Genomic DNA, 24,543 nt, shown 5'->3' with positions numbered 1-24,543 from the left:
GGAAGGCCGCCCTCACGACCCGCCGCCGCCCGGCTCACAGCTCGTCGAAGACCAAAGTGGACGAATCCACCGCCGCGCCGCCGCCGTCCGCGACCAGCACGTGGCCGGTGACCATGGACGCGTCGCCCGAGGCGAGGAACGCGCACACCGACGCGATCTCCTCCGGTTCCGCGGCACGGCGGAGCGGCACGTGCTTCGTGGTCAGCGCATATGCCTCGTCGAGCGTGATGCCCTCGCGCTTCGCCAGATAGGCCATCGCGCCCTCGCCGAGCGGGGTGCGGACCCAGCCTGGGCAGACCGCGTTCACTCGCACGCCCTTCGGCCCGTAGTCCCGCGCGAGCCACCGGGTGATGCCGATGATCCCCGCCTTGGCCGCCGTGTAGCCGACGGTTCCGGGCGGCCCCGCGATCAGCCCGGCCGTCGACGCGAACAGCACCAGTGAGCCTTGCCGCCGTTCCAGATGCGGCAGCACTTCCCCGGCCAGGTAGTACGAACCGTGCAGGTTGACGTCCAGCGCCCGCTGATACGCCTCGACGTGCTGAGGCCGCGCGGTGCCCGATACTGCCGCGCCCTGAGCCGCGATCACGGTGTCGAGCCCGCCCAGCCGCTCGACGGCCTGCTCCACCACGTCGTGGATCGCCGCGCGGTCGGTGCCGTCCGCGGGCAAGGCGACCGCGCCGAGTTCGTCCGCCAGCTCCGTGAGCCGTTCGGCGTTCAGGTCGGTGAGGGCGACTTTCGCGCCGTCCTCGACCAGCCGCCTCGCGGTGGCCGAGCCGACCCCGCCCGCCGCGCCGGTCACGAGAGCCAGTTCGGGCTTGCGCCGCCGCACCGGGTGGTTCATCGGGTTCCTTCCTCTCCCGGCCGGGTGACCCCGGACTCCGTGGTGGTGCCGAGCTTTTCGTACTTGTCGCGCAGGGTGAACTTGAGAATCTTCCCGGACGCGTTGCGCGGCAATTCCGGCTGCGCCACGAAATACCGGGGAACCTTGTAGGTCGCCAGATTCTCCCGGCAATACGCCCGCAACTCCGCTTCGTCGAGCTCGGTCCCCTCGGCCAGCACCAGCACCGCGCAGCCGGCTTCGAGGTACTTCGGGTCCGGCACCGCGACAACGGCCGCGTCCAGCACCGCCGGATGCTGCGTCAGCACCCGTTCGATCTCGGCCGGGTACACGTTCTCCCCGCCGCTGCGGATCATGTCCTTCGCCCGGCCCGCGAGCACGAGGAAGCCGTCCGGGTTGACGAAGCCCAGGTCCCCGGTGCGGCACCAGCCGTCCACGAAGGTGTCCCGGTTCGCGTCCGGCCGGTTCCAGTACCCGCCGCACACCGAGGGGCCGCGGACCAGAATCTCGCCGACTTCGCCGGGCTCCGCCGGTTCGAGCCCGAGGCCGGCGACCCGCACCTCGGTGAGCGGCACCGGGCGGCCGACGCTCTTCGGCTGGGCGTCGAAGTCCGCGTCGTCCAGCGTCGTCGCGATCGCTCCGCCCTCGGTGAGGCCGTAGACCTGCGTCAGCCGCACCCACGGCAGCTTCCGCCGCACTTCTTCGACGACCCACGGCATCATCGTGTCGCCGCCGATGATGAAGTGCGTGACCGATTTCGGCAGCCGGTCTTCGATCCCGTCCACGCGCAGCAGGTCGTGCAGCATGAAGGAGAACAGCAGGCAGTCGGTCACCTGCTCGGTTTCGAGCACCTCCAGCAACCGGTCGACGGTGAAGTTGCCGGACCGCAGGCACACGACGGTGCCGTGCATCAGGAACGCCGGCGCGGTCACCGCCTCGAAGCCGCCCGCGTGGTAGAGCGGGCCCGGCACCAGCGCGACGGTCTCCGGCGAGAACCGCCAGCGCAGCGCCTGCGCGGTGGCCGTGCTGACCGTGTTGGCGTGCGTCCACACCGCGCCTTTGGGCAGGCCGGTCGTGCCCGAGGTGTAGAGCAGCGACATCGGGTCCGCATCGGTCACCTCCGGCGCGTCGGCCAGCGGTTCGCGGCCGAGCAGCACCTCGAACGGAAGCGCCCAATCCGGGATCGGATCGGCGGAATCCGGACGGACCACGAAGGTCTCGACCCCGGTCTCCGCGCGCACCGGCTCGACCCGGTCGAGCAGGCTGCTGTGCACGATCACCGCTTTGCTGCCCGAATCGGCGAGGATGAACTTCAGCTCGGCGGGCGCGAGCCGGAAGTTGAGCCGGACCGCGACGACGCCGAGCCGCATCGCGGCGAAGCACAGCGGCACGTACTCGGCGTCGTTGAACAGCATCAGGCCGAGCCGGTCGCCCTTGCCGAGGCCGAGTTCGCGCAACGCCGTCGCGTAGCGCAGCGATTTGTCCCGCAGCTCCGGGTAGGTCAGCCGGTCGCGGCCGTCGAAGCTGACCGCGATCCGGTCGCCGCCGGGCGGCGGGAGCTGGTCGGCCACCGCGTCGAGCAGTCTGGTGAACGTCATGGCCTGCCCTCCTGTCTCATACGCCCGGTCCGACGACGATCTGCTTCAGTTCGGTGAACTCGTGGACGCCCTCCGGCCCCGACTCGCGACCCCATCCTGAGCCCTTCACCCCGCCGAACGGGGCGCTCACCGCGGGCCCGAAAGTGTTGATCGCGACCGAACCCGCGGAAATGGCGGACGCGGCCGCCAACGCGAGGTCCCGGTCGGTGGTGTAGACGCTCGCGGCGAGGCCGAAGCTCGTGTCGTTCGCCAGCCGCAGGCCGTCGGCGAAGTCCTCGTAGGCCTGTACGACGGTGACCGGGCCGAACACCTCGTTCTGGGCCAGATCCGCGTCCCGGGCGACGCCGGTGATCAGCGTCGGCTCGTAGTAGTAGCCCGCGGAGGAGCCTTCCGGCCGCTTGCCTCCGGTGACGACCTCTCCCCCGGCGGCGAGCGCGCGGTCCACGAAGCCCTCGGTCCGCCGCAACGCGGCCGGGTTCACCACCGGACCGATCTGCGTCTCCCGGTCGAACGGGTCGCCGATCCGCAGTCCCTGCCAAGCAGCGCGCAGCCGGTCGACCAGTTCATCGTGGCGCTGCCGCGAAATCAGCACCCGCGACAGCGCGGCGCACACCTGCCCGGCGCCGCCGGTCGCTCCGGGCACCAGCGACTTCAGCACCCGGTCGAGCGGGGCGTCGTCGAGGATCAGCGCCGGGGACTTGCCGCCGAGTTCGAGGTGCGTGCGGGCGAACCGGTCCCGCGTCGACTCGATGATCTGCTGCGCGGCGACCCGGCCGCCGGTCAGCGAAACGAGGTCGGCGCGCGGGTCCGCGGTCAGCTGCCGAGCCACCTCGACGTCGCTGCACAGGATGCTCAGCGCACCGGCCGGGAAGCCTGCCGTCACGGCGGATTCGGCGACCAGCCGCATGATCAGCTGTGACTCGGGCGCCGCCTTCACCACTACCGGGCAGCCCGCGAGCAACGCCGGGACGACCTTCGTGGCCATCGTGACCACCGGGCCGTTGTAGGCCAGGATCGCGACCACGACGCCAGCCGGTTCGCGCCGCACCACGACGTCGCCGAGCAGCGAACTGCGGTGGTCGTCGCGCAGCGCGTCCGCCGCGCACTCCAGGACGGAGTTCCACGCTCCGGCCGCGCCGTACTTGTGCAGCGTCGCGCTGTAGCGCACCGGCATGCCCGCTTCCGCGGCCCAGACCGTGCCCAGCTCGGGGAACCGCGCCTCCAGTGCCGAGCAGAACCGTGCGCAGATCTCGACCCGCTGCTCGACCGGCAGCCGTCCCCAGCCGGTGTCCGTCGCCGCCGCCAGGGCCGCGTCCGCTTCCTTCGCCGACGGCAGCGTCACCTCGGCGACGGTCTGCTCGGTCGACGGGGAGACGACCTCGTAAGCGGGTCCGGTCGCCGGGAGCCATTCCCCGGCCACGTAGACCGAGCCGAGGTGCGGCACCGTGACTCCGGCGATCTCGATCTCGCGCATCACGCCCCGCGATCCGAGAGAAAGAACGGGCTGGCGGGCTTGAGGAACATCGTCGCGAACGGCGGGATCATGAAGTCCGGCAACACCATCTCCCCGGAGATCAGCTGCCGCTTCACCTCAGCGCGGAAACCTTCCAGGCCGCCCGCCGTCTCGTAGATCGCCAGATGCCCCTCGTCGACCGGCTTCACCCCGGGCAGCGGCTTGACGTCGGAGACCTCGAACCGTTGCGCCCGAAGCATTCCCGGAGCCGACATGATCTGCGGGATGTGCTCCTCGTCGTACCATTTCCCGAACGTCGCGTCATCGCCGGTGTGCCGGCTCCACGCGAAGAACAGATGCCGGTCGTCCAGGTTTTCCGCGTCGGCGAAGAGGTCCGAGTGGAACGGCTCGCTGACCGGCTTGAGGAACAGCGCCTGGAACGGCTGCACCATGTAGTCGGGCAGCACCATTTCCCCGGAGATCAGCTTCCGCTTGACCTCTTCCCGGAAGCCCTGCGCGCTTCCGTCCATTTCGTACAGTGCGAGATGCCCGAAATCCAGCGAGCGCACGCCGGGCAGCGGCTTGGTGTCCGCGATGAGGAAGCGCTGCGCGCCGACCATCCCGGGCGCGTCCATCACCTGCGGGATGTGCTCCTCGTCGTACCATTTCGCGTAGGTCCCGTAGTCGGTGGTGTAAGTGCTCCACGCGAAAAACAGGTTGCGGTCCCCGAAAGCCGGGACTGCGGCGGAAACCATCAGCTCACTCCTTGTTCGTCCGACCGGCCGGAACGCAGCCGGGTTGTTGCTTCTTCGTCGACCCGCAGGCCTTCGGGATCGAAGTGCGGGTCGCCGACGACGACCACTCCGTAATCCCGCGCCGCCCCTTCGACGCTCACGTACTCGTCGCGCACATCGGCGAGCACCTTGGCCGGTTCGCGCTCGAACGGCGAGCCCCATCCCCCGCCGCCGTTCGTCAGGCAGCGCAGGACCGAACCTGCCTCGGTCAGCCACGCCTTCTGACTCGCGAAGTAGTGGTATACGCCCGTTTCCGGGTCCAGCGCCTTGGTCTCCGGGTCCAGCACGCCGGCCACCGGGGTGCTTCGGGCGTAGACGTCGCTCGAAACGCCCAGCAGCCCGCCCGGCCCGGAAGTCCCTTCCTCCGGCGGGAAAATCCACATCGCCCCGGTCGGGCCCGGCCGCCCGCCGTCGGCTCCGACCCCGCTGGGCTCCTTGGTCCGGAACGGCGACAAGTGCTGGGCGGCGGCGGTCAGCCACAGCGTGTCCTTGAGGTTCGCCGCGCCGCCGCGGTGCTTGCCCGGCCCGCCGGTGTCGACCGCGTGTTCCTTGCGCAGCATCACGACCGGCGAATCGTGCTCGATCGTCTCGGTCGCGGGATCGAGGTTGTTGAGGTTGTACAGCACGGTGTAGCTGTCGCCGTCGCCCTCTTTGGTCGCGCCCCACGGCCCGTGCTCGCCGCCGCACTGGGTCGCGCTCGTCCACGGGGTGCCGTCGTCCCGTACTCCGCTGGCGTTGTGCGTGTTGGTGGAGCCGTAGTCGCCGCCGATCGCGCGTTCGCCGAGGACCGGGTTCAGCGCGGCGAAGATCGCGGAGATCAGCGCGCCGGACGGCTCCCAGAACATCATCGGCGCGCCCTCCGGCGGCAACGCGCTCAGCAGCGTTCCCGGCGGCGCGACCAGGTCGACGTTGCGCCAGGTGCCGGAGGTGAACGGGATCGCCGGGTCGAGCAGCATCGTCAGCGCCACGCCCAGCGCGGTTTTCGCGTCGAGGACACCGCAGTTGATGCAGGTCCGCGCCTGCGCCGAGGTGCCGGAGAGGTCGGCCTCGATGTCGTGCCCGCGTTTGCGCAGCGTCACGTGCACCCGGTAGTCGACGGTGTCGTCGAGCCCGTCGGCGTCGATCAGCGCGCTGCCGGAGTAGTCCCCGTCCGGGATGCGGGCGATCGCTTCGCGCATCTGCTCGGCGGACGTGTCGCACGCGTAGGCGAGCGAGCCGAGGAAGGCGTCGAGGCCGTAGCGCTCGATGTTCTCCCGCACCAGCCGCTCGCCGAGCTGCAACTGCTGGTGCATGCTGTGGAAGTCCGGCAGCAGCAGGCCGCCCCAGCGGGTGTTGTCGAAGATCAGGCTGAACGTCGACCGCACCGGCTTGTCCTTGGCCCACAGCAGCATCGGCGGCAGCACGAGGCCGTTCTCGTAGACGTTGGTCTTGGTCGCGGAGAACCCGCCGGGCACGGTGCCGCCCATGTCCAGCTGGTGCGCGCACATCGTCACGAACGAGACGATCTCGCCGTCCACGAACACCGGCCGGGTGAAGAGCACGTCGTTCACGTGCCGGCCGCCGCGGTACGGGTCGTTGCAGATCAGCACGTCGCCCGGGGAAAGGTTCTCCGGACCGAACTCCTCGACCGCGTTGCGGGTCGCGTCGGGCATCGTGCCGAGGAACGGCGTCAGGCTGTTGCTGACCACGGCCATCCGGTAGTCCTGGGCCGGCGGGCCGCTGATCGTGCACGCGAAGTCGTACCAGTCGCGGATGATCGGCGAGAACGCTTCCCGCAGGAACGCCGTGCTCATGTGCCCCACCGCGTACTTCAGCCGGTTCACGATCACCGAACCGGTGAACCGGTCGGCGTGGTAGGCCGCCTGGAACTGCTCGTCGGTGCGGTTCCGGATGCGCTCGGACGGAGTGTCAAGGGTAGTCATGGCGCTCACTTCTTCCGGATGACGAGCTCGCCGTAGCGGCCGACGACCAGGTGCTGGCCGGCGCCGACGTGAGTCGTGGACAGTCCTTCGTGGACGATCGCCGGGCCGTCGAACTCGTCGCCCGCCCGGAGCGCGGTGCGGTCGTACACCGGCGCTTCCTGGCTTTCGGCCCCTTCGCCCAGGTACCGCAGGATCGTGGTGCGAACCGGAGCGAGCGGCTCGTCCTCGGCACGCGCGGGCAGCTGCGGGTACTCGACCTTCGGCGTGTCCAGCACCGCGCGGACCCGGAACGTGACGCCTTCGACCGGGACCATCTCGAAGCGGTTGCCCGAACGTTCCTGGTAGGTGTCGTGGAACGACGCGATCATCGCCGCGACCGCCGACTCGTCGAGGGTCCCGTCCGGGACGGGCACGAACGGCGTGTCCCAGCTCTGGCCGACCAGGTGCCCGTCGTAGCTGCGCTCGAAAGTCACCGAGGCGTCTGCGCTCAGCCGCTCGCGAAGCTGCGCCTCCATCTCGGTGAACAGCGTGTCGATCCGCTCCGCGACGTCCGGCGTGAGCACGGTGTAGGCGCTGCGGTTCACGGTGAACACCTGATCCGCCGAGAGCAGGCCCAGCGCGGAGAACAAACCCGGGTTCGGCGGCACGACGACCTGCTTGCAGTGCACCGCATCCATGGCCGCGGGCAGCAGCATCGGCCCGGCGGCGCCGTACGCGATCAGGCTGTAGTCGCGCGGGTCGACGCCGTTCTTGATCGCCACGTTGAACACACCCTCGGCGATGTTGTGCACCGCCATCTCGTACGCGTACCGGACGCGCTGGGCGAGGCTGAAGTCCGATTCGAGGTTCTCGAACGCCTGGCGGGCCAGAGCCGGGTCCAGGGCCAGCTCGCCGCCGGCGAAGGTGCCCGGGTCGATGATGCCGATCAGCAGGCAAGTGTCCGTTGTGGTCGGCTGCGTGCCGCCGCGGCCGTAGCAGGCCGGGCCGGGCGTCGAACCGGCACTGCCGGGACCCACCTGGATCTCGCCGGTGGCGCCGATCGTCACCAGGCTCCCGCCCCCGGCCCCGATCGCGCTGACGTCGTTCGCCAACGCGTTCACGACGAGGTCGTGCTCCAGTTCGAAGGTCGTGTCCACGAACGGCTCGCCGCCGGTGACGACGCTGATGTCGCACGACGTGCCGCCGACGTCCGCGCACAGCAGCTGCGATTCCCCGATCAGCGAGCCGAAATGCGCGCTGGCGACGGTGCCCGCCGCCGGTCCGGAGAACACGATGCGGAACGGCTGTTCCATCGCCCGGTGCGACGGCACCAGGGTCGCCGCGCAGTCGGCGAAGTTCAGCTGCCCGGTGAACCCGAGTTCGGCCAGGCCCTTCTCCAGCCGCGCGGTGTAGTCGGCATAAATCAGCTTCATCAGCGCGTCGACCATCGTCGTCGAGGCCCGCGCGTACTCCTTTGCCAGCGGCGACACTTCGCTCGACAGCGAGCACGGCACGTCGCCGAGCACCTCGCGGACCAGTTCGCGCAGGCGGAGTTCGTGCGCCGGGTTCACGTAAGCGTTGATCAGGCAGATGGCCACCCCGGCCACGCCGCACTTGCGCAGCACCTCGAGTTCGGCCCGCGCCTGCGCTTCGTCCAATTCGAACAGGACATCGCCCGAAGCGGTGAGCCGTTCCCGGATTCCCCGGCGCAGGTACCGCGGCACCAGCGGCCGTGCGGCGTCGCCGAAGCTTCGCCGCCAGCCCGGGTCCAAAATGGCCTCCGCGGGCCGCCACACCCGGCCCATGTCCAGGATGTCGCGATGCCCCTCGGTGGCGAGAAACCCGATCTTCGGCACGTCGCGGGTGATCACCGCGTTCAGCCCGTGCGTGCTGGCGTGGTTGAACACCGGGGCGCCCGCGACGCCGAGCAGTGCGGCGCCCTCGAGCACCGGACGGGTCACGTCGGTGTAGTCGGTGGAGACCTTCGCGGTGCGGATCTCCCCGTCTTGCAGGGCGACCACGTCGGTGAAGGTGCCGCCCACGTCGACTGCGATCATCGTTGATCCTTTTCGCTACAGGAGGTCGGAGAGCAGCTGGACCGGCCCGAGGCGCGGGCCGCGGTCCCGGCTGGCTGAGAACAGGCACGCCTGGCACTTCACGACGTCGAACCAGCCGCCCTCGGAATTCACCGGATAGCGGGACAATTCGGCGGCGCCGCAGCGCGGGCAGTTTCCCTCGACAGGTTCCCGCTCGAGGGAGGGCGGGGTCGGTTCCTGGCTCATCTCGGCACAACTCCGTCGTTGGCTGATCCGGCCGGCGCTGGTGCGCCGCCGCTCCTCGAACGGTAAGCCGGACGAGACCGGGGCAACAGCCGCTCACCGCACGGTCGAGTCCGCAAAACGAAGGACAGCGAACGTGCCGGGGCCCGAAATGGTCACGGGCGGTGCGGCAGCCTCTTCGGCCGTCGCACCGCCCGTTGCTCTTTGTTTCAGGCCGCCTCGCCGACAACGCCCAACACCGCGGCGCCGGCCGGGGTGAGGCGCGCGCGCACCCGCTTGCCGAGTTCCGCGGGTCCGGTTTGGACGATCAAGCCCCGGCGGGCGAGCGCGTGCGCGGCGTACTGGTCGCAGCAAGGCACGCCGTCGATGAACATGTCCGGCTCGCTGCTGCAGGTGATCTCGGCCCGCCCGGCCGCCACGACCCGGAGGAGGGCCAGCGCCCGGCAGCTCAGTTCGGAATCCGTTCGAGGCGCCATCGCGCACCTCCTGAGGTAGATAATATTTTATATTATCCTTCGGTGGTGCGGGAAGTCAAGGCTCAGCGGCCCCGCAGCGCGAGCGAGACCGACAAATGTCCGTGAGGGGAACCTTGAGGGAATCAGATTCCCCCAGGGTTCCCCTCACGGACGACAAGCCCCGCGAACCGGCGGTGCTACGCGCGGAAGATCGTCTTGTATTCCAGGTACGCGTCCACGCTCTGCGGCCCGAGTTCCCGGCCGATCCCGCTGTTCTTCACCCCGCCGAACGGTGTCTCGATCGGCAGCGTGGACGTGTTCACCCCGACGCTTCCGGTCACGATCCGGCGAGCCACCTCGGTCGCGCGCTCGCGGTCCGGGGAGAACACTCCCCCGCCGAGGCCGTACTCCGAGTCGTTCGCGATGGCCACCGCTTCGTCCACCGTGCGGTACGGCATCACGGTGAGCACCGGGCCGAAGATCTCCTCGCGGGCGATGCGCATGTCGTTCGTGACCCCGCGGAAGATCGTCGGCGCCACGTAGTACCCGCGGTCGAACGGGCGGCCGCCGCCGAGCACCATCTCGGCGCCCTCTGCCTTGCCGAGTTCGATGTAGGACTCCACCCGCTCCCGCTGCGTCGCGTTCACCAGCGGGCCGAAGAACACCGCCGGGTCGAGCGGATCCCCTTGCGGGATCCCGGCCATCGTGTCCGCGAGCAGGTCAACGACCTCGTCGTAGCGCGATGCCGGAGCCAGCACCCGGGTCAGTGCCCGGCAGGTCTGCCCGGTGTTCGGCGAGCAGGCCGAAAGCACCAGCGGCCGGAACGCGTCGAGGTCGACGTCGTCGAGCAGGATGCCCGCCGATTTGCCGCCCAGCTCCAGCGTGACGTGCTTCAACTGCTTCGCGCACTCGGCGGCGATCGCCTTGCCCGCCACGGTCGAACCGGTGAACGCCACCTTGTGCACGCCAGGGTGCGCGACCAGCGCCGCGCCGGTCTCGCGTCCGCCGGTCACGATGTTCACGACGCCCTCGGGGATTCCGGCCGCGGCAACGATTTCCGCGAAGACGAACGCGTCCAGCGAGGTCTCCGGCGCCGGTTTGATCACCGCGGTGCAGCCCGCCGCCAGAGCCGGGCCCAGCTTCCACGCGATGAGCGGCTGCGGGCCGTTCCACGGGGTGATGGCGCCGACCACGCCGACCGGTTCCCGCAGCACGATCGCGTCGCCGCTGGCCGTCTCGACGTGTTGCTCGACCGAGAGTTTCTCCGCCAGCGAAGCGAAGTACCGGTAGCAGACCGGCACCTGGCTCTGCATCGCGCGGGTGATGCTGATCGGAGTGCCGTTCTGCCGGGTGACCAGTTCCGAGATCTCGTCGGACCGCTTCTCGAATTCGTCGGCCAGAGCGCGCAAGTACCCGGCGCGCGTGGCTGGCGACAGAGCCGACCACGGGCCGAGGGCCGCATTGGCGGCGGACACCGCGGCATCGACGGCCGCCGCGTCGCTGTCCACAATGGACCCGATCACTTCCTCGGTGGCCGGGTTGACGACGTCGATCACGCCGCACCTCCGACCTGGTTCAGCAGCGCCGAGACGTCCTCGACATTCTGCAGATCGAAGACTGCCTGGACGATCGCATCCGGGTCGGCCACGACGCCCTCGACATTGTGCCGGAACTTCGCGACGAGTTCGTCGTCAGTCAGATACGTGGCCGGGTCGGGCGACGGGCTGCCCTTCGGGTAGGCCCGCTCGCCGCGGTAGGTGGTGCCGCGAGCCTCGACCTCGACCAGCGAACGGCGAGCGGCCGGGTTGTTCTTGAGCGCCTCCGTGTAGTCCGGGTGCGCCTTGAACTCGGCCTTCTTCGTCAGGTCGAGCACCGACGGGTCCAGCACCGCTTCCGGGGTCTGCCAGTCCTTGCCCGGCGGGATCCGGTGCGCGGCGAGGGCCAGGCCGTGCGTCATGCTGAACTGGGCGTCGCGCGGGTTGCGGATGGTTTCGTTCACCCATACCGGCTGCATGACGAAGCTCTCGCCGTACGCGGTGATCGCGTCGATCTCGTCCGGGCGGAGGTCGTTTGTTTCGACGATCTCGGTCAGCGCGTCGAACAGCGCGTGCATGACCCGGCAATGCGGATACGGCTTGAAGGACTGGAACGGCGTGAACGTCCACTCCGCGCCGAGGCCCGCGGTGATCGGCGCGGGTTCCCAGCGGGAGGTGCCGATGAAGCGCGGGAAGCCGTACTCGCGGTCGTCGAGCAGCTGCCGGTCGCCGGTGTGGCCGCGTTCGGCGAGGTTGGCGGCGGTGACCGCGGACAGCGCCATTCCTCCGGCGAGCTGGTATTTGATCGTTGTCGACGGGGCATGCATCATCCACGCGCGCTGGGTGTTGGTCGGCACGGTGGAGCCCATGATGCCGAGCGCGTCGGCCAGGGTTTCGCCGTCGAGGCCCTTCACGACGCCGACCGCGGCCGCGGCGCCGAAAAGCGTGCTGCTGTAACCGATGATGTCGGGGATGGTGACGACACCGTCCTTGATGTCGCGCAGGTAGTCGGTCGCCTTCCCGATCCGATACGACATTTCGTGCGCCACCGCGATCGCTTCGAGCAGCTTCGTGCCGGACACGCGCAGCGATTCCGCGGTGGCCAGCGCACCGGGCAGCACGTAGGGCGTGACGTGGCCGGGCGGGAGAACGGCGTCCTGGTCGAGCGCGTTGATCAGTTCGGCGTTGGCGAACGCGGCGGCGGGGACCGAAGTCTTGGTGCCGGTGCCGAGGATCGACGCCTGGCCGGCTGAGCCGCCGAGGTAGCGCGCGTAGTCGACGCCGCGCTGCGCTCCTTCGTCGCCGAGGGAAGCCACCGCGCAGCCCAGCGAGTCGAGCAGGATGCGCTGGGATTCCCGGATCACCTCGTCGGGGAATTCCCGGGCGTCCGCGCCCGCGGCGAATGCCGCGAGCTGGTCGATGATCGTCGCCATGCCTGCTCCTCGTTGATGTCAGGTCGGCCCGCCGCACCGCAGACCACATTAAATATATAATATCTAGCCGAGAACTCGCGTCAAGCAGGCGGGAAACCGCCGGGATCAGCGGATGCGCAACGCGTTCATCCGGTTGTACAGCGTCGAGCGGCTGATCCCGAGCGCCCGGGCGGCTTCGAGCTTGTTGCCGCCCGCCGCGGCGATGGCCGCGACGATCACCTCGCGCTCGGCCCGGTCGAACGGCGAGGCGAGCACCGATCCGTTCCGGTGCGAGGACGGAAGGTCGGCCGGGACGACGTCGCCGGTCGAACGCCGCTCCGCCACCGCACGGACCACCCGGCGCAGTTCGGCCAGATTCCCCGGCCACGGCTGAGCCGCCAGCAACCGCAAGGACTCCGGCGTGAACCGGGCAGCGCACTCCTCGGTCAGCATTCGCTGTGCCAGCCGCGGAACCTCGTGGCGGCGGACGCGCAACGGGACCAGGTCCCGCCGCTCGCCGCAGCACGCCTCGATCGACGGATCGCGTTCCCCCGGGGTCGAGGTCAGCACCAGGTTCCGCCGCGACGTCCGCATCCGCGCCGCGACCAACGCGGCCAGCGGCTCCGACAGCAGCTGGACGTTTTCGACGATCAGGGCCGGACCGGCGCCGTCCAGCAGCCGGCTGGCCTGCTCGGCCCATTCGGCGTCGCCGACCCGGACCGTTTCCGCCCCGTCCAGCACCGCCGCCTGGTCTCCGGCGGCCGCCCGCGCGACGGTCGTCTTGCCCGTGCCCGGCTCCCCCGCCACCAGCAACGGCCATCGCACGGGGACCGCGGCGCGCGGACGGCGGGGACGCGGCTCGACGACGAGGTCGACCATCGTCCCCTCGGTGCCGTCCACCGGCGCCCAGGAAAGCCGCACCGGCTGGCCGGACGCCAACGTGATCCGCGCGTTCTCGCGGTCGTCCTCGATGCAGGCTTGCACCGCGGCGTGGTCGGCCGGCGCCAGCAGGTCGAGCGCGGGCTGGGTGGCCAGCACGAGGCCGTGCCCGACGACCAGCACCCGCCGGTCCCGCCGCCGGGCCGCGGACTGGAACGCGGCGAGCAGCCGCTGCTGCGCCTCCGCGGCGTCCGTGCGCAGCCTGCTCTCGATCTCCGTGATCAGATGGCGCACCAGCGCCGGGGCCAGCCGCTCGTCCCGGCTCACCGGCACCGCGAAGTCGAGCACGCCGGCGAGCCGCCGGGTGCCCGGATGGACGATCGGGTGCCCGAAGCAGGTGAAGCCGTGGAACGCGGGCATCGCGTGCTCGGCTCCGCGCAGCAGCAGGCTCCGGCGGGTTTCCAGCGGCGTGCCGATCGCGTTCACGCCGACCTCGTCCTCGCCCAGCCGCACGCCCAGCACCACTCCAAGGGAGGTGACCTCGCGCCCGAAAGCGCGCTCGCCGTAGCGGATGTCCACCACCTTGGCCCGGTGGTCGGCCAGCAGCACGGCGACCGAACTGCCCCGCAGCTCCGTCTGCACGCGGTCGAGCACCGGCCCCGCGGCGCGGGCCAGCGCGCCGCGGGTCAGCACCGCACTCATGCCACATAATATTTCATGTTTCCGTAAACCAGGTCAATGCGGCGGGCCCCGTTCAGTACAGGAGGCAGCCGCCGTCGACCGGAACCGTCACGCCGGTGACGAACGAAGCCGCGTCCGAGAGCAGCCACATCGCCGCCTGCGCCTGTTCGACCGGTTCGCTGCCGCGCCGCAGGGCGGGCGTCGCGGCGACGGTCTTCTCGTACTCCGGATTGAGCTTCAGGTACATCGGCGTCCGCGCGGTGGACGGGCCGATCGCGTTGACCCGGATGCCGTGCTCGCCGTACTCGGCCGCCAGCGGAATGCAGACGAACGACCCGACCGACGCCGCATCCACCATTGCCGCGACCTGCGCCTCGTCGGCGACGCCGGTGGTGACGAACTGGACCTCGCAGCCCTTGCCCGACAGTTCCTCCGCCAGCGCTTCGCCGGCTTCGGTGCTGATGTCCGCGACGGTCACCAGCGCGTCGTTTTCGGCGAAGAGCCGCGCGGCCGTTTCGCCGATTCCGCTGGCACCGCCGGTGACGATGATCGAGCGTCCCGAAATGGGGCTCATCGAAAGATCCGTTCCCACCTCAGACGGCGATGTCCATCTCGGGGCCGATGTACTCCTCGGCCGAGACCGCCTTGCCGTCCTTGACCGTCACCAGCTGGATCAGGTGCACCCGCGCGGCCGGCAGGGTGGCCGAGGTCTGCACGAAGAAACCCTTCTCGGTCAGGGTGTAGCGGGAGTTCTCGAACTCCGGCAGCCCGCCGCGTTCGTGGACGGCGTCGACTGCTTCCTTGACCGACATCCACTTGTCGTCGGCGCTGTGCCAGACCTTGCAGTCGTCCGCGCACAGCGTGTAGAAGAGATCGACGTCCGAAAGCGCGCGGATCCAGCCTTTGGCCAGTTCTTCATTGGTCTTCGTTGACATGCGGAGAACGCTAAGCGCCCGCTGACCGCGCGACTGTCCGGATACTTGGACATTTCAGCCGTCGAAGGCCACCGTCGAGGCGTCCACCGCCGCGCCGCCGCCGTCGGCGACCAGCACATGGCCGGTGACCATCGAGGCGTCGCCCGAGGCCAGGAACGCGCAGCAGGCCGCGATCTCCTCCGGCTCCGCGACCCGGCGCAGCGGAACGTGCGCCGCGCTCAGCGCGTAAGCCTCTTCCAGGCTGATGCCTTCGCGCTCGGCGAGGTGGGCCATGCTGCCCTCGGCGAGCGCGGTCCGGACGAACCCCGGGCACACCGCGTTGACGCGCACGCCTTTCGGCCCGTAATCGCGGGCGAGCCAGCGGGTCAGGCCGATGATCGCTGCTTTCGCCGCGGTGTAGCCCGCCGCTCCGGGCGGTCCGGCGATCAGTCCCGCGGTCGAGGCGAACAAGACCAGGGAGCCTTCGCTGGCCGCCAGGTGCGGGAGCACTTCGCCGGCCAGGTAAAAGCAGCCGTGCAGATTGACGTCGAGCGCCCGGTGGTACGAGTCGACGTGTTTGGGGTTCGCTCCCCCGCCGATCGCCGCGCCCTGGGTCGCGATCACCGTGTCCAGGCCGCCCAGTTCTTCGACCGCTCTCGCGACCAGGGCGTGGATGGCTTCGCGATCGGAGCCGTCGGCCGGGACAGCGAGCGCGCCTGTGTCGCTCGCGACCTTGGCCAGCCGCTCCTCGTTGATATCGGTGACGACCAGCTTGGCACCGCCTTCCGCGAGCCGTCGTGCGGTCGCCGAGCCGACCCCGCCCGCGGCGCCGGTGATCAGCGCGAGTTCCGGCTTCGCGCGCCGTGGTGGATAGCTCATGAACAACTCCCTGTCAGTTCGCGGCCGGGAAGAACGGGCTGACCGGTTTCAGGAACATCGCCGCGAACGGCGGGATCATGAAGTCCGGCAACTCCATTTCCCCGGAGATCAGCTGCCGCTTCACCTCAGCGCGGAAACCTTCGAGATCCCCGGCGACCTCGTAGATCGCGAGATGACCGAGATCCGGGGTTTCGACGCCGGGCAGCGGTTTGACGGCGGAGACCTCGAACCGTTGTGCGCGAAGCATTCCCGGCGCGGACATGATCTGCGGGATGTGCTCCTCGTCGTACCACTTCGCGAACGTCGCGTCGTCGCCGGTGTGGCGGCTCCACGCGAAGAACAGATGGCGGTTGTCCAGGTTTTCCTCCTTCGCGAACCGGTCGGACCGGAACGGCTCGCTCACCGCGTCGAGGAAAAGCGCCTGGAACGGCTGGTTCATGAAGTCCGGCAGCACCATCTCGCCGGAGATCAGCTTCCGCTTGACCTCCTCCCGGAACGGCTGTGGCGAACCCTCCGTCTCGTAGATCGCGAGGTGCCCGAAATCGAGCGCGCGCACACCCGGCAGCGGTTTGGTGTCCGCGAGCAGGAACCGTTGCGCTCCCACCATTCCCGGCACGTCCATCACCTGCGGGATGTGCTCCTCGTCGTACCACTTCGCGTAGGTGTCGTAGTCCGTGCTGTACGTGCTCCACGCGAAGAACAGGCTCCGGCTGTCGAAAGTCGGCACCGCCATGTGTTTTCTCCCTTGTGTCGCGCGGAATTCAGACCCGGCGTCGCAGGCCGGTCCACAATTTCTCGCGCAGGATCTGTTTCTGGATCTTCCCGGTGCCGGTTTTCGGCAGGTCCTCGACGAAGACCACCCTCTTCGGCACCTTGTAGCCGCCGAGCCGGGCCCGGCAATGCGCGAGCACTCCGTCGGCGGACACGGCGTTGCCGGGTTCCGCCGAGACGAACGCGGTGATCGCCTCGCCCCAGCGCTCGTCCGGAGCGCCGACCACGGCGACTTCCCGGATCCCGGGCAGTTCGGAGACGACGTTCTCGATCTCCCGCGGGTACACGTTGAACCCGCCGGTGATGATCATGTCCTTGCGCCGGTCGAGGATGAACAAGTACCCGTGCTCGTCGAGGCAGCCGACGTCGCCGGTGTGCACCCAGCCGTCCGCAAAGGTCTCGGCTGTCGCTTCCGGCTTCCGCCAGTACCCGGCGCTCACGTGTGCGCCGCGAGTACGGATCTCCCCGGTCGTCCCGGGCGGGACCGGCCGACGGTCCGCGTCCACGATCTCGACCTCGACGTGCGCGGTCACCCGGCCCGCGGAAGCCAGCCGGGGCAGACCGCGCTCGTTGAGCGTCTCGACGTGGTCCTCCGGACGAAGCGTCGCGATCGGCAGCTGGGCTTCGCTCGCACCGTAGAGCTGCTGCATCGCCTCGCCGAAGTACGCGCGGGCCTTGGCCGCCCGGTCCGGCTGGATCGCCGAACCCGCGTACGGCAGGATCCGGACGTTGCCGACCCGGCCGGACGGCTCTCCGCGCCTGGCGAGTTCCTCCAGCAGCATCGTGATCATCGTCGGGACCAGCGGCAGCACCGTCACCTCGCCGCCGGCCGCCGCGTCCGCGGCCTCGGCCGCGTCGAACTTCGGCGCGTAAATATTCAGCCCGCCGCTGGCGGTGACGACGTCGGCGATCCCGCCGCTGAAGTGGCTGATCGGCGCGGTGTGCAGGGCCGCGTCGCCCAGGCCGAGCGGCGGCAGGACCTCGCGGGCATTGCGCACGAGCGCGCCGACCGTCCGGTGCGGCACCCGCACGCCCTTCGGCAACCCGGTCGAACCCGAGGTGTAAAGCAGCCACGCGTCGTCCTCGGCGTCCGGCGGCGGCAGCTCCTCGTCGGTCCCGGACGCGACGAACTCCTCGAACGGGATACCCTCGGCGCCTTCGCCGAGCACGATGATCTCTTTGACCGGCGGCGGGATCCACGCCGTCCCGTGCTCAGCGAGCCACGCGCCGTCGACGAGCACGAACGCCGGTTCCGCGTCCGCGGCGATCTGCGCCAGTTCAGCGGGGTGCAGCCGGGGCAGCAGCCCCACGCGCACCCCGCCGCCGAGCACGAGCCCGTGGTACGCCTCGGCCCATTCACAGCTGTTCGGTCCGAGCAGCACCGCGCGGGTGCCGCGTTCCGCGCCCAGCGCCCGGAACGCTTGGGCGATCCGCCGGGCGCGGCTGCCGAGTTCGCGGTAAGTCAGCTCGCGCCGGGAGTCGCGGATCGCGGGCCGGTCGGCGAACTCGGCGTACGCCTGGGTGTACAGCCGGGCCAGTGGGGTCGGGGACATGCGCGTCACCCCAGCCGCGAGGGCGCCCAGTCGCGCGTCGGCGAGCGCCACGCGGGCCAGTGGTCCTCGGGCTCCGGGCGGGTCACTGACAGGTGCGTGAAGCAGTCCTGGCACTTCACGACCATGCGCGGGCCGAGATAGTTGGCCACCGGGTACCGCTTGACGTCCGTGCTCCCGCACGACGGGCAGGTGGCGTCCACCGGCGTCCGCTCGACGGACACGCGCGGGGTTTCCGGACGGGGGAAGAGAAGGCGGTCGACAGACATGGGTGCTCCTATCCCAGGATCCAGTTGACGGGCGTGGCGACCGGCACCGACCAGGTGCCCGCGTCGCGCTGGGCGGCCAGTTCGGCACGGCGCTGCCCGGTCGCGGCTTCGTCGATCCGGCCGTCGCGCACCACGGCGCCGAACGCCTTCGCGGCGAAGTCCTCGCTGTAGAGCCCATCGGCGAGGTCTCGGCCGAGCCGGTCGAGGTCCCGGGCGAGCGGATCGCCCCAGCCGCCGCCTCCTCCGATCACGAAGCGGACCGCGTCGCCCGCTTTGAGCACCAGGCCGGAGAACTTGCCGGTCCGGTACCGCGCGCCCTGGCAGAACCCGCCGTCGTTCGGGTCCGGCCGGCCGTCGGCGTCGAACATGCCGAACAGCGGTTCGGCGCCGCGCAGGTCGAGCGGATCCGCGTGCCGCGCCAGGTCGAAATTCTCGATGTACCAGCCGAATGCGGGCGCACCCGGACCGGCTCCGGCGGCGCCCGGCGCACCGACGCGCACCCGGTCGCAAGTGATCGTGACCATCGTGTCCGACTGCGCGGTGAGCGTGTACACCGAGCCGAGCCCGCCGCGGTACTCGCCGGCTCCGGCGGTGTCGAGCACCATCTCGTGCTGCGCGACGATCAACGGGCTTTCGATCTCGACGTGCTCCTGCACCGAAGTCCGGCAGTTGCCGATCGGCGTGACGCAGAAGGAAATCCCGTCTTCCTTCCACGTTCCGCCCCACCCGCCGCCGGCGAGCGCGAACGCGCCCCACGGCATGCCCTCGTGCCCGGCGCGAGTGTCGATCCCGCCAAGACTGACCACCAGCGCGGTACCGGTGTCGCAGGCGATGGCGCGGTCTCCGACAGCCTGGCTCAGTGCGCTAGCGACGGCGTTGATGCCGCGGGCGCCGATGTCCGCGTGGTTCGAGCAGCTCGACGGCGGCAGCACGCACACCACGCTGCCCTGCGGCAGGAGTGTCTCAATAGGACGGAGGGTGCCGCTGTTGACCGGCGTGCCCGGGTCGACCATCAGCTTGACCGCTTCGATGCAGCGGACCGCCTCGCACCAGGCCGTCCCGCAGTTGCCGAGCGGCTGCCGGCCGGAACCGGAGAAGTCGATCTCCATGCTGTCGCCGCGCACTTTCACCGTCACGCGCACCGGGATTGGTTCGTCGGTGACGCCGTCCTCGTCGAGGAAGTCCTCCACGGTGTAGTCGCCGTCCGGGATGCCCGCGATGCCGCGGCGCATGCTCGCCTCAGTGGCCTCGATCGCGTAGCGACCGGCTTCCTGCACCTTCTCCAGACCGCCGCGCGCGACGAGCGCCTGCAGTTGCCGCTCCCCCACGACCAGGCAGCCGTGCAACGCGCGCAGGTCGCCGAGGACGAGGTGCGGCACCCGGTTGTTCTCCAGGATGAAGTTGAACAACGGCCGCACCGGCACGTCGTTCGCGTACAGCAGCGACGGCGGCAGCTTGATCTGTTCCTCGAACGACGTCTGCGTGCCGTTGGAGAAGCCGCCGGGGATCGGACCGCCGAGGTCGACCAGATGCGAGGTCGAATGCAGCATGAATTCGATCCGGCCGTCCACGAACACCGGCCGGAGCAGGTTGACGTCGGACTGGTGGATGGTGCCGCGCCACGGGTCGTTGACGAAGATGACGTCGCCGGGCTGCAGCGTGTCCAGGTCGAACTCGTCCATCACGAAGTTGACGATGTGCGGCGAGGTGAAGGCGTGCTGCATGCACCCCTCCCACTGCGCGGCGGTTTCCCACCCGTCGCCGCTGCGGACGTGGATGGCGGTGGTGCAGTCAAGGATGTCGCGGCACACCGGGGAGAACGCGCTGCGCATCAGCGCCTCGTTCATCTCGCGGGCGACCTCGATCAGGCCGTAGCGCAGGATGTCCAGCTCGAACTCGGCTGTCCCGGCGGCGGGTTCCGCGGAAAGAGTCATGTCGGTGCTCCTCAGTCCTGGTTCTCGATGATCAGGAGGCGGTCGGGGTCCACACGGGCGCGACGGCCCGGGAGCACGACCGTGGTGGCGAACTTCTCCGAGACGATCGCCGGTCCGTCGACCACCTCGCCCGCGGCGAGCCGTTCGCGGACGTGCACCGGGACGCGCACGGTTTCTCCGGAACCGGGTACGCGCAGATCGCGCTCCCCGAGCAGGGACTCGCCGGTTTCCGCGGCGATGGACGGCACCTTGTTCGGCCTCGGGATCACCGCCGTCACTTCGAGCGTGGAAACGACAACGGGAATCTCGGCCGCGGAGAACCCGTAGGAATCCTGGTAGAACGCGTGGAAGTCGGCGACCACGCCGGGCACGCGCTCCTCGGACATCGGGCCGGGCGCGAGCGGGAGCCGGTTGTCCCAGGTCTGCCCGCGGTACATGGCGAACACCGCGCGGTCGAAGGCCAGCCCGTCCAGTTCCACGCCCTGCGCGGCCAGTTCCTCGGCGAGGCTCCGTTCCATGGCGGCGAATTCCGCTTCGACCGTCTCGGCGTTATCGGCGGTGAGCGGGACCATCAGCGACTGTGCCCGCGTGGTCCGCAGGTCGCTTTGCAACAGCCCCAGCGCGGAGAACTGGCCCGGCGTCGACGGCACGACGACCGTGTCCAGCCCGAGGATCCGCGCGACGCGATCGGCGAGCATCGGGCCAGCCGAACCGAACGGCAGCAACGCGAACTCGCGGACGTCCAGCCCGCGGTAGACCGAGATGGTGCGGATCTTCGCCGCGATGTCCTCGCACGCGATCTGGTAGGCCGCTTCGGCGAGCTCCAGCGCGGAAAGCCCCCACTGTTCGCCGGTCCGGGCCAGCGCGGTGCGCGCGGCCTCGACGTCGAGAGAGATCCGGCCGTTCGCGAACAGGTCCGGTTGCAGCACGCCGAGCAGCAGGCAGGCGTCGGTGAGCGTTGCCTCGGCGCCGCCGCGGCCGTAACAGGCTGGGCCGGGGTTGGAACCCGCCGATTTCGGGCCGACCGCCACCTGCCCGAGCGCGTTCGGGCCGATGATGCTGCCCGCGCCCGAACCGACGCTTTCCACGTCGACCAGCGGCAGGGTGAGCGTCAGGCCGGTTTCCAAGGTCCACAGGTCGGTGAGCGGGGTCTGTGCGTCGACGATCGCCGCGACGTCGGTGCTCGTGCCGCCCACATCCATGGTCAGCAGGTTCCGCTTGCCCGATTCGCGCGCCAGCTGAAGACTGCCGGTCACGCCGCCGACCGGCCCGGACACGAGCTGGAAGACCGGAGCCTTGCCCGCGTCCTGCACGGTCGCGACGCCGCCGTTCGTCGTCATGATCCAGAGCGTGCCGCCGAACCGCCGCTCCTCCAGCGCGACAGTGAGCCGCTGAAGATAGCCGACCACGGCTGGGCCGACGTACGCGTCCAGCGCGACCGTCGTGGTCCGCTCGTGCTCCTTCGTGACCGGATACAAGTCCGAGGTCTGCACGTAGGCGTGCGGAATCTCCTCGGCGAGGATCTCCGCCGCGCGCCGCTCGTGGCCGCGTTCCCGGTAAGAGTTCATGAAGCACACGGCGACCGCCTGGACACCCTGCGCGGCGAACTCGCGGGCCGCTGTGCGGACTGCGTCCTCGTCCAGCGCCAGCAACTCCGTGCCGTCGTAGCCGATGCGCTCCGGGATGCCGATCCGGTCCCGGCGGTGCACGATCGGCCGTTCCTGGTGCGGGCGCAGCCAGGTCGGGTCGTAGAACCGGTCGCCGAACTCGCGGTGCATCCGGCCGATGTCGAGCAGGTCGCGGTGGCCGCGCGTGGCCAGCAGCGCGGTCTTCGCGCCCGCCCGGCTCAGCAGCGCGTTGATGCCGACGGTGTGCCCGTGCACGATCTCCGCGACCTCGGCCGGTTCGACGCCGATCGCGGCGAGCGCCTCGAGGACGCCGTGCTCCTGTTCCTTGGTGGACAGCACTTTGCCGTCCCGGATTTCCCCGGTGGCGCGGTCAAGGCCGATGATGTCGGTGAAGGTCCCGCCGACGTCGATGCCGACCAGCCAGCCTGCCGAGCCTCGTTGCTCAGTCACCTCTTGCCTCCACGGGTCGTGGTGTGTGAGGTGATTCTGTGCGCGGTGCGACCGCGGTCACATCGGCCAAGGGTCCGAGACGGAATGGGACCTTAGGACAGTCCCCCGCCGCGCAGCCAGAGCGCGATCGCCTCCGTCCGGCTGGCCACGCCGAGCTTGCGCAGGATCTGCGTGACGTGAGACTTCGCGGTGCGCTCGGTGATCGCCAGCTCGCGCGCGATGTGCCGGTTGGACCGTCCGGCCGCGAGCAGCTCCATCACCTCGTTTTCCCTTGCGGTCAACGGGATCCGCGGGCTCGGTGCGGGCGGCGCGGCCGGTGCGGGCAGGGCCGCCGGACGCGTCATCAGGCCGTCCGCGGTGTCGCGCAGGAACGCCAGGCCCTCCAGCATCGTGAGGCGGCCGAGCGAATGGCTCAACGCCTCGGCCATCAGCGTGAGCAGGGCACGGTCGGTCTCGTCGACGTCGCGGCCCTGGTGGTAGCGATCCCCGTGCAGCAGGCCGACCACCTCGCCGTGCACCGTCAGCGGCGCGATTCCGTACGAAGTGGACTTCGTGACGCGGATCAGGTCGCGGTCCACCCGCTGGCTGTGCTGTGTGTCGAAAATCAGCCGGGTTTCGCCCCGGTCGACCACGTCGGCCTCGATCAGCCCGCCGCGCAACTCGGGCGGCGACGCTTTCCCGACGGCGACGATCTCGTCCGCCCACCGGGGCTCGTGCACCACGCACATCGTGTGCAGCCGCCACACGGAATCCACCACGCGGGAGGCCAGGACCCGGTCGAACCCCAGCCGGCAACCCGCTTCGGGGACCCGGCCGAGGAATTCGTCGACCGTTTTCGCCTCCCGGACCGACGCCAGCGAAGCGGCCACCCGGCGCAGCAACACGTGCCGGTCGGCAAGGCGTGCTTCCGCGAGTTCGGCCTCGGCCGCGCGGATCCGGCCGAGCAGTTCGGCAAGTTCGCGCCGCCGCGCACCGGGGATCTCCGTTTCGTCGGCGGCGTGCAGGGTTTCGGCCAGCACCGCGTTCCACAGCCGCCCGAGCACACTCGCCGCCTCGTCGGCCCACGGGCCGTCGAGCCGCGGCACCGGCACGTCGAGCCCCAGTGCGGCCCCGACGTCCACGCACAGGTCCCGGTACCGCGCGCCCAGCCCGGCGGCCCCCGAGACGGTGTTCTCCACGTCCATCGGCCACCTCTGGTACTTCCGAGGCACGGCGTCCTCGCCGTGTTCATGCACAATATATGCGCCACCGGAGGTGGATTCAAACGCGGCCGGGAGGGCCCGCCGGGATCGCCTGCGGGCCCTCCCGGTCACTCCGCCGCGGTCGCGGCGAGATTTTCCCGGAAGAACGGAACCGCTTCGGCCACCGCGCGGTCCACGTACTCCGGCACGTCGTAGAAGTCCATGTGCGTCCCGCCCTCGACCACGACGAGCTTCTTCGGGCCGCGCACCCGGCCGTGCAGTTCGGTGGACATCCACAGCGAACCGGCCTCGCTGCCCGCGACGATCAGGGCCGGCTGCGTGAGCAGGTCCTCCACCAGGTGGAACGCGTCGAAGGTGAAGATCCGCGACACGCTCTTGGTGAACAGGAACTTGTTCTTCGCGTTCGGGTGCTGGGCGCGCGGGGTCAGGTAGTAGTCGTTCGCCTCGACCAGGTCGCGCGGGGTGTCCTCGTCCGGTTCGGCGGGCACATACGGCAGGTACGCCGCGTCGGCGCCGTTCGACTCGGCGGTGCGCTGCTGCGCCAGCGCTCGGAGCGTCGGCACGGCGGCCGCGTCGGAGTCCGTGCCGTACCAGCCGCGCCGGAACGAAGTGCCGATGTTCACCGCGCTGATCGTGGTCAGTGCCTTGATCCGGTAGTCGGTCAGCGCCGCGTTCACCAGGTAGCCGCCGCCCGCGCAGACGCCGAGGCCGCCGATTCGCTCGGCGTCGACATAACCGAGGGTCTGCAGGTAGTCCACTGCCGCGCGCACATCCTCGACCCGCGCGGCCGGGTCCTCCAGGTGGTGCGGCTCGCCGCCGCTGTCGCCCTGGAAGGACGCGTCGAACGCGAGCGCGACGAACCCCTGTTCGGCCAGCTTGCCCGCGTACAGCCCCGCGGTCTGCTCCTTCACACCGCCGCCGGGGTGCACGGCCACGACCGCCGGGTAGCTGCCGTTCGGGTCGAAGCCCTCAGGCAAGTACAGGTTGCCCGCCATGGCGATCGAGCCGTTGGGGAAGGTCACCGTCTGCATCGCAGTCACTCCTTTGAGAAGTTCTGAAGTCCTGCGACCCACTCTGGAGCGGTCCGCGCGGCCGTGGCAGATGCCGTCTATCGGGGGTAC

21 protein-coding genes are annotated in these 24,543 nt (G+C 70.0%); all 21 read right to left on the bottom strand.

Annotated features, from left to right (window positions below):
• Positions 1-34: 34 nt before the first annotated feature.
• The 21 genes from L3Q65_RS13010 to L3Q65_RS12910 all read right to left on the bottom strand — a co-directional run bounded on the left by L3Q65_RS13010 (position 35) and on the right by L3Q65_RS12910 (position 24,453).
• Positions 35-841, bottom strand: coding sequence for an SDR family NAD(P)-dependent oxidoreductase (locus L3Q65_RS13010; protein ID WP_182889335.1), 807 nt, complete (start codon positions 839-841; stop codon positions 35-37).
• Complete coding sequence (locus L3Q65_RS13005) at positions 838-2,436, bottom strand: class I adenylate-forming enzyme family protein (RefSeq protein ID WP_237599766.1); 1,599 nt, start codon at positions 2,434-2,436, stop codon at positions 838-840. Before L3Q65_RS13005 ends, L3Q65_RS13010 begins: the two co-directional genes overlap by 4 nt.
• A gap of 16 nt (positions 2,437-2,452) precedes the next feature.
• Positions 2,453-3,910 (bottom strand): aldehyde dehydrogenase family protein, encoded by a 1,458-nt coding sequence (locus L3Q65_RS13000; protein WP_237600887.1) that lies wholly within the window; start codon positions 3,908-3,910, stop codon positions 2,453-2,455.
• On the bottom strand, positions 3,910-4,644 hold the full coding sequence (locus L3Q65_RS12995) for a hypothetical protein (RefSeq protein ID WP_182889338.1): 735 nt from the start codon (positions 4,642-4,644) through the stop codon (positions 3,910-3,912). Before L3Q65_RS12995 ends, L3Q65_RS13000 begins: the two co-directional genes overlap by 1 nt.
• Complete coding sequence (locus L3Q65_RS12990; RefSeq protein WP_182889339.1) at positions 4,644-6,605, bottom strand: hydantoinase B/oxoprolinase family protein; 1,962 nt, start codon at positions 6,603-6,605, stop codon at positions 4,644-4,646. Before L3Q65_RS12990 ends, L3Q65_RS12995 begins: the two co-directional genes overlap by 1 nt.
• A gap of 5 nt (positions 6,606-6,610) precedes the next feature.
• The gene (locus L3Q65_RS12985) at positions 6,611-8,641 is read right to left on the bottom strand and encodes a hydantoinase/oxoprolinase family protein (protein WP_237599765.1); all 2,031 of its coding nucleotides are present in this window, start codon (positions 8,639-8,641) and stop codon (positions 6,611-6,613) included.
• Positions 8,642-8,656: 15 nt separating this feature from the next.
• Entirely contained in the window at positions 8,657-8,866 is a 210-nt protein-coding gene (locus L3Q65_RS12980; protein WP_182889341.1) for a hypothetical protein, read from the bottom strand.
• Positions 8,867-9,072: 206 nt separating this feature from the next.
• Complete coding sequence (locus tag L3Q65_RS12975) at positions 9,073-9,339, bottom strand: hypothetical protein (protein WP_237599764.1); 267 nt, start codon at positions 9,337-9,339, stop codon at positions 9,073-9,075.
• Positions 9,340-9,515: 176 nt separating this feature from the next.
• Positions 9,516-10,874: an aldehyde dehydrogenase gene (locus tag L3Q65_RS12970; protein ID WP_182889343.1), complete on the bottom strand. Its 1,359-nt coding sequence runs from the start codon at positions 10,872-10,874 to the stop codon at positions 9,516-9,518.
• Positions 10,871-12,286 (bottom strand): MmgE/PrpD family protein, encoded by a 1,416-nt coding sequence (locus L3Q65_RS12965; protein WP_237599763.1) that lies wholly within the window; start codon positions 12,284-12,286, stop codon positions 10,871-10,873. Before L3Q65_RS12965 ends, L3Q65_RS12970 begins: the two co-directional genes overlap by 4 nt.
• A gap of 105 nt (positions 12,287-12,391) precedes the next feature.
• Positions 12,392-13,846, bottom strand: coding sequence for a helix-turn-helix domain-containing protein (locus L3Q65_RS12960; RefSeq protein WP_237599762.1), 1,455 nt, complete (start codon positions 13,844-13,846; stop codon positions 12,392-12,394).
• 52 nt (positions 13,847-13,898) lie between these two features.
• A complete protein-coding gene (locus L3Q65_RS12955; RefSeq protein WP_237599761.1) occupies positions 13,899-14,399 on the bottom strand; it encodes an SDR family NAD(P)-dependent oxidoreductase in 501 nt (166 codons plus the stop codon).
• 19 nt (positions 14,400-14,418) lie between these two features.
• Positions 14,419-14,760: a hypothetical protein gene (locus L3Q65_RS12950; RefSeq protein ID WP_182889347.1), complete on the bottom strand. Its 342-nt coding sequence runs from the start codon at positions 14,758-14,760 to the stop codon at positions 14,419-14,421.
• Positions 14,761-14,814: 54 nt separating this feature from the next.
• Positions 14,815-15,618 carry an SDR family NAD(P)-dependent oxidoreductase gene (locus L3Q65_RS12945; protein ID WP_182889348.1) on the bottom strand — a complete coding sequence of 268 codons (804 nt, stop codon included), beginning with the start codon at positions 15,616-15,618 and terminating at the stop codon, positions 14,815-14,817.
• 13 nt (positions 15,619-15,631) lie between these two features.
• A complete protein-coding gene (locus L3Q65_RS12940) occupies positions 15,632-16,351 on the bottom strand; it encodes a hypothetical protein (protein WP_237599760.1) in 720 nt (239 codons plus the stop codon).
• A gap of 28 nt (positions 16,352-16,379) precedes the next feature.
• Positions 16,380-17,942 carry a class I adenylate-forming enzyme family protein gene (locus tag L3Q65_RS12935; RefSeq protein ID WP_237599759.1) on the bottom strand — a complete coding sequence of 521 codons (1,563 nt, stop codon included), beginning with the start codon at positions 17,940-17,942 and terminating at the stop codon, positions 16,380-16,382.
• A gap of 5 nt (positions 17,943-17,947) precedes the next feature.
• A complete protein-coding gene (locus L3Q65_RS12930) occupies positions 17,948-18,208 on the bottom strand; it encodes a hypothetical protein (RefSeq protein ID WP_237599758.1) in 261 nt (86 codons plus the stop codon).
• 8 nt (positions 18,209-18,216) lie between these two features.
• Positions 18,217-20,142 (bottom strand): hydantoinase B/oxoprolinase family protein, encoded by a 1,926-nt coding sequence (locus L3Q65_RS12925; RefSeq protein WP_237599757.1) that lies wholly within the window; start codon positions 20,140-20,142, stop codon positions 18,217-18,219.
• Between the two features lie 11 nt (positions 20,143-20,153).
• Positions 20,154-22,220, bottom strand: a complete 2,067-nt coding sequence (locus L3Q65_RS12920; RefSeq protein ID WP_182889353.1) for a hydantoinase/oxoprolinase family protein — start codon at positions 22,218-22,220, stop codon at positions 20,154-20,156.
• A gap of 92 nt (positions 22,221-22,312) precedes the next feature.
• Positions 22,313-23,404, bottom strand: coding sequence for a LuxR C-terminal-related transcriptional regulator (locus tag L3Q65_RS12915; RefSeq protein WP_182889354.1), 1,092 nt, complete (start codon positions 23,402-23,404; stop codon positions 22,313-22,315).
• Between the two features lie 125 nt (positions 23,405-23,529).
• The gene (locus L3Q65_RS12910; protein ID WP_182889355.1) at positions 23,530-24,453 is read right to left on the bottom strand and encodes an alpha/beta hydrolase; all 924 of its coding nucleotides are present in this window, start codon (positions 24,451-24,453) and stop codon (positions 23,530-23,532) included.
• Positions 24,454-24,543 lie beyond the last annotated feature (90 nt).

Source organism: Amycolatopsis sp. FU40, from assembly GCF_021903635.1.
Taxonomy (GTDB): domain Bacteria; phylum Actinomycetota; class Actinomycetes; order Mycobacteriales; family Pseudonocardiaceae; genus Amycolatopsis; species Amycolatopsis dendrobii.
This window is presented reverse-complemented; position numbering and strand designations above follow the sequence as displayed.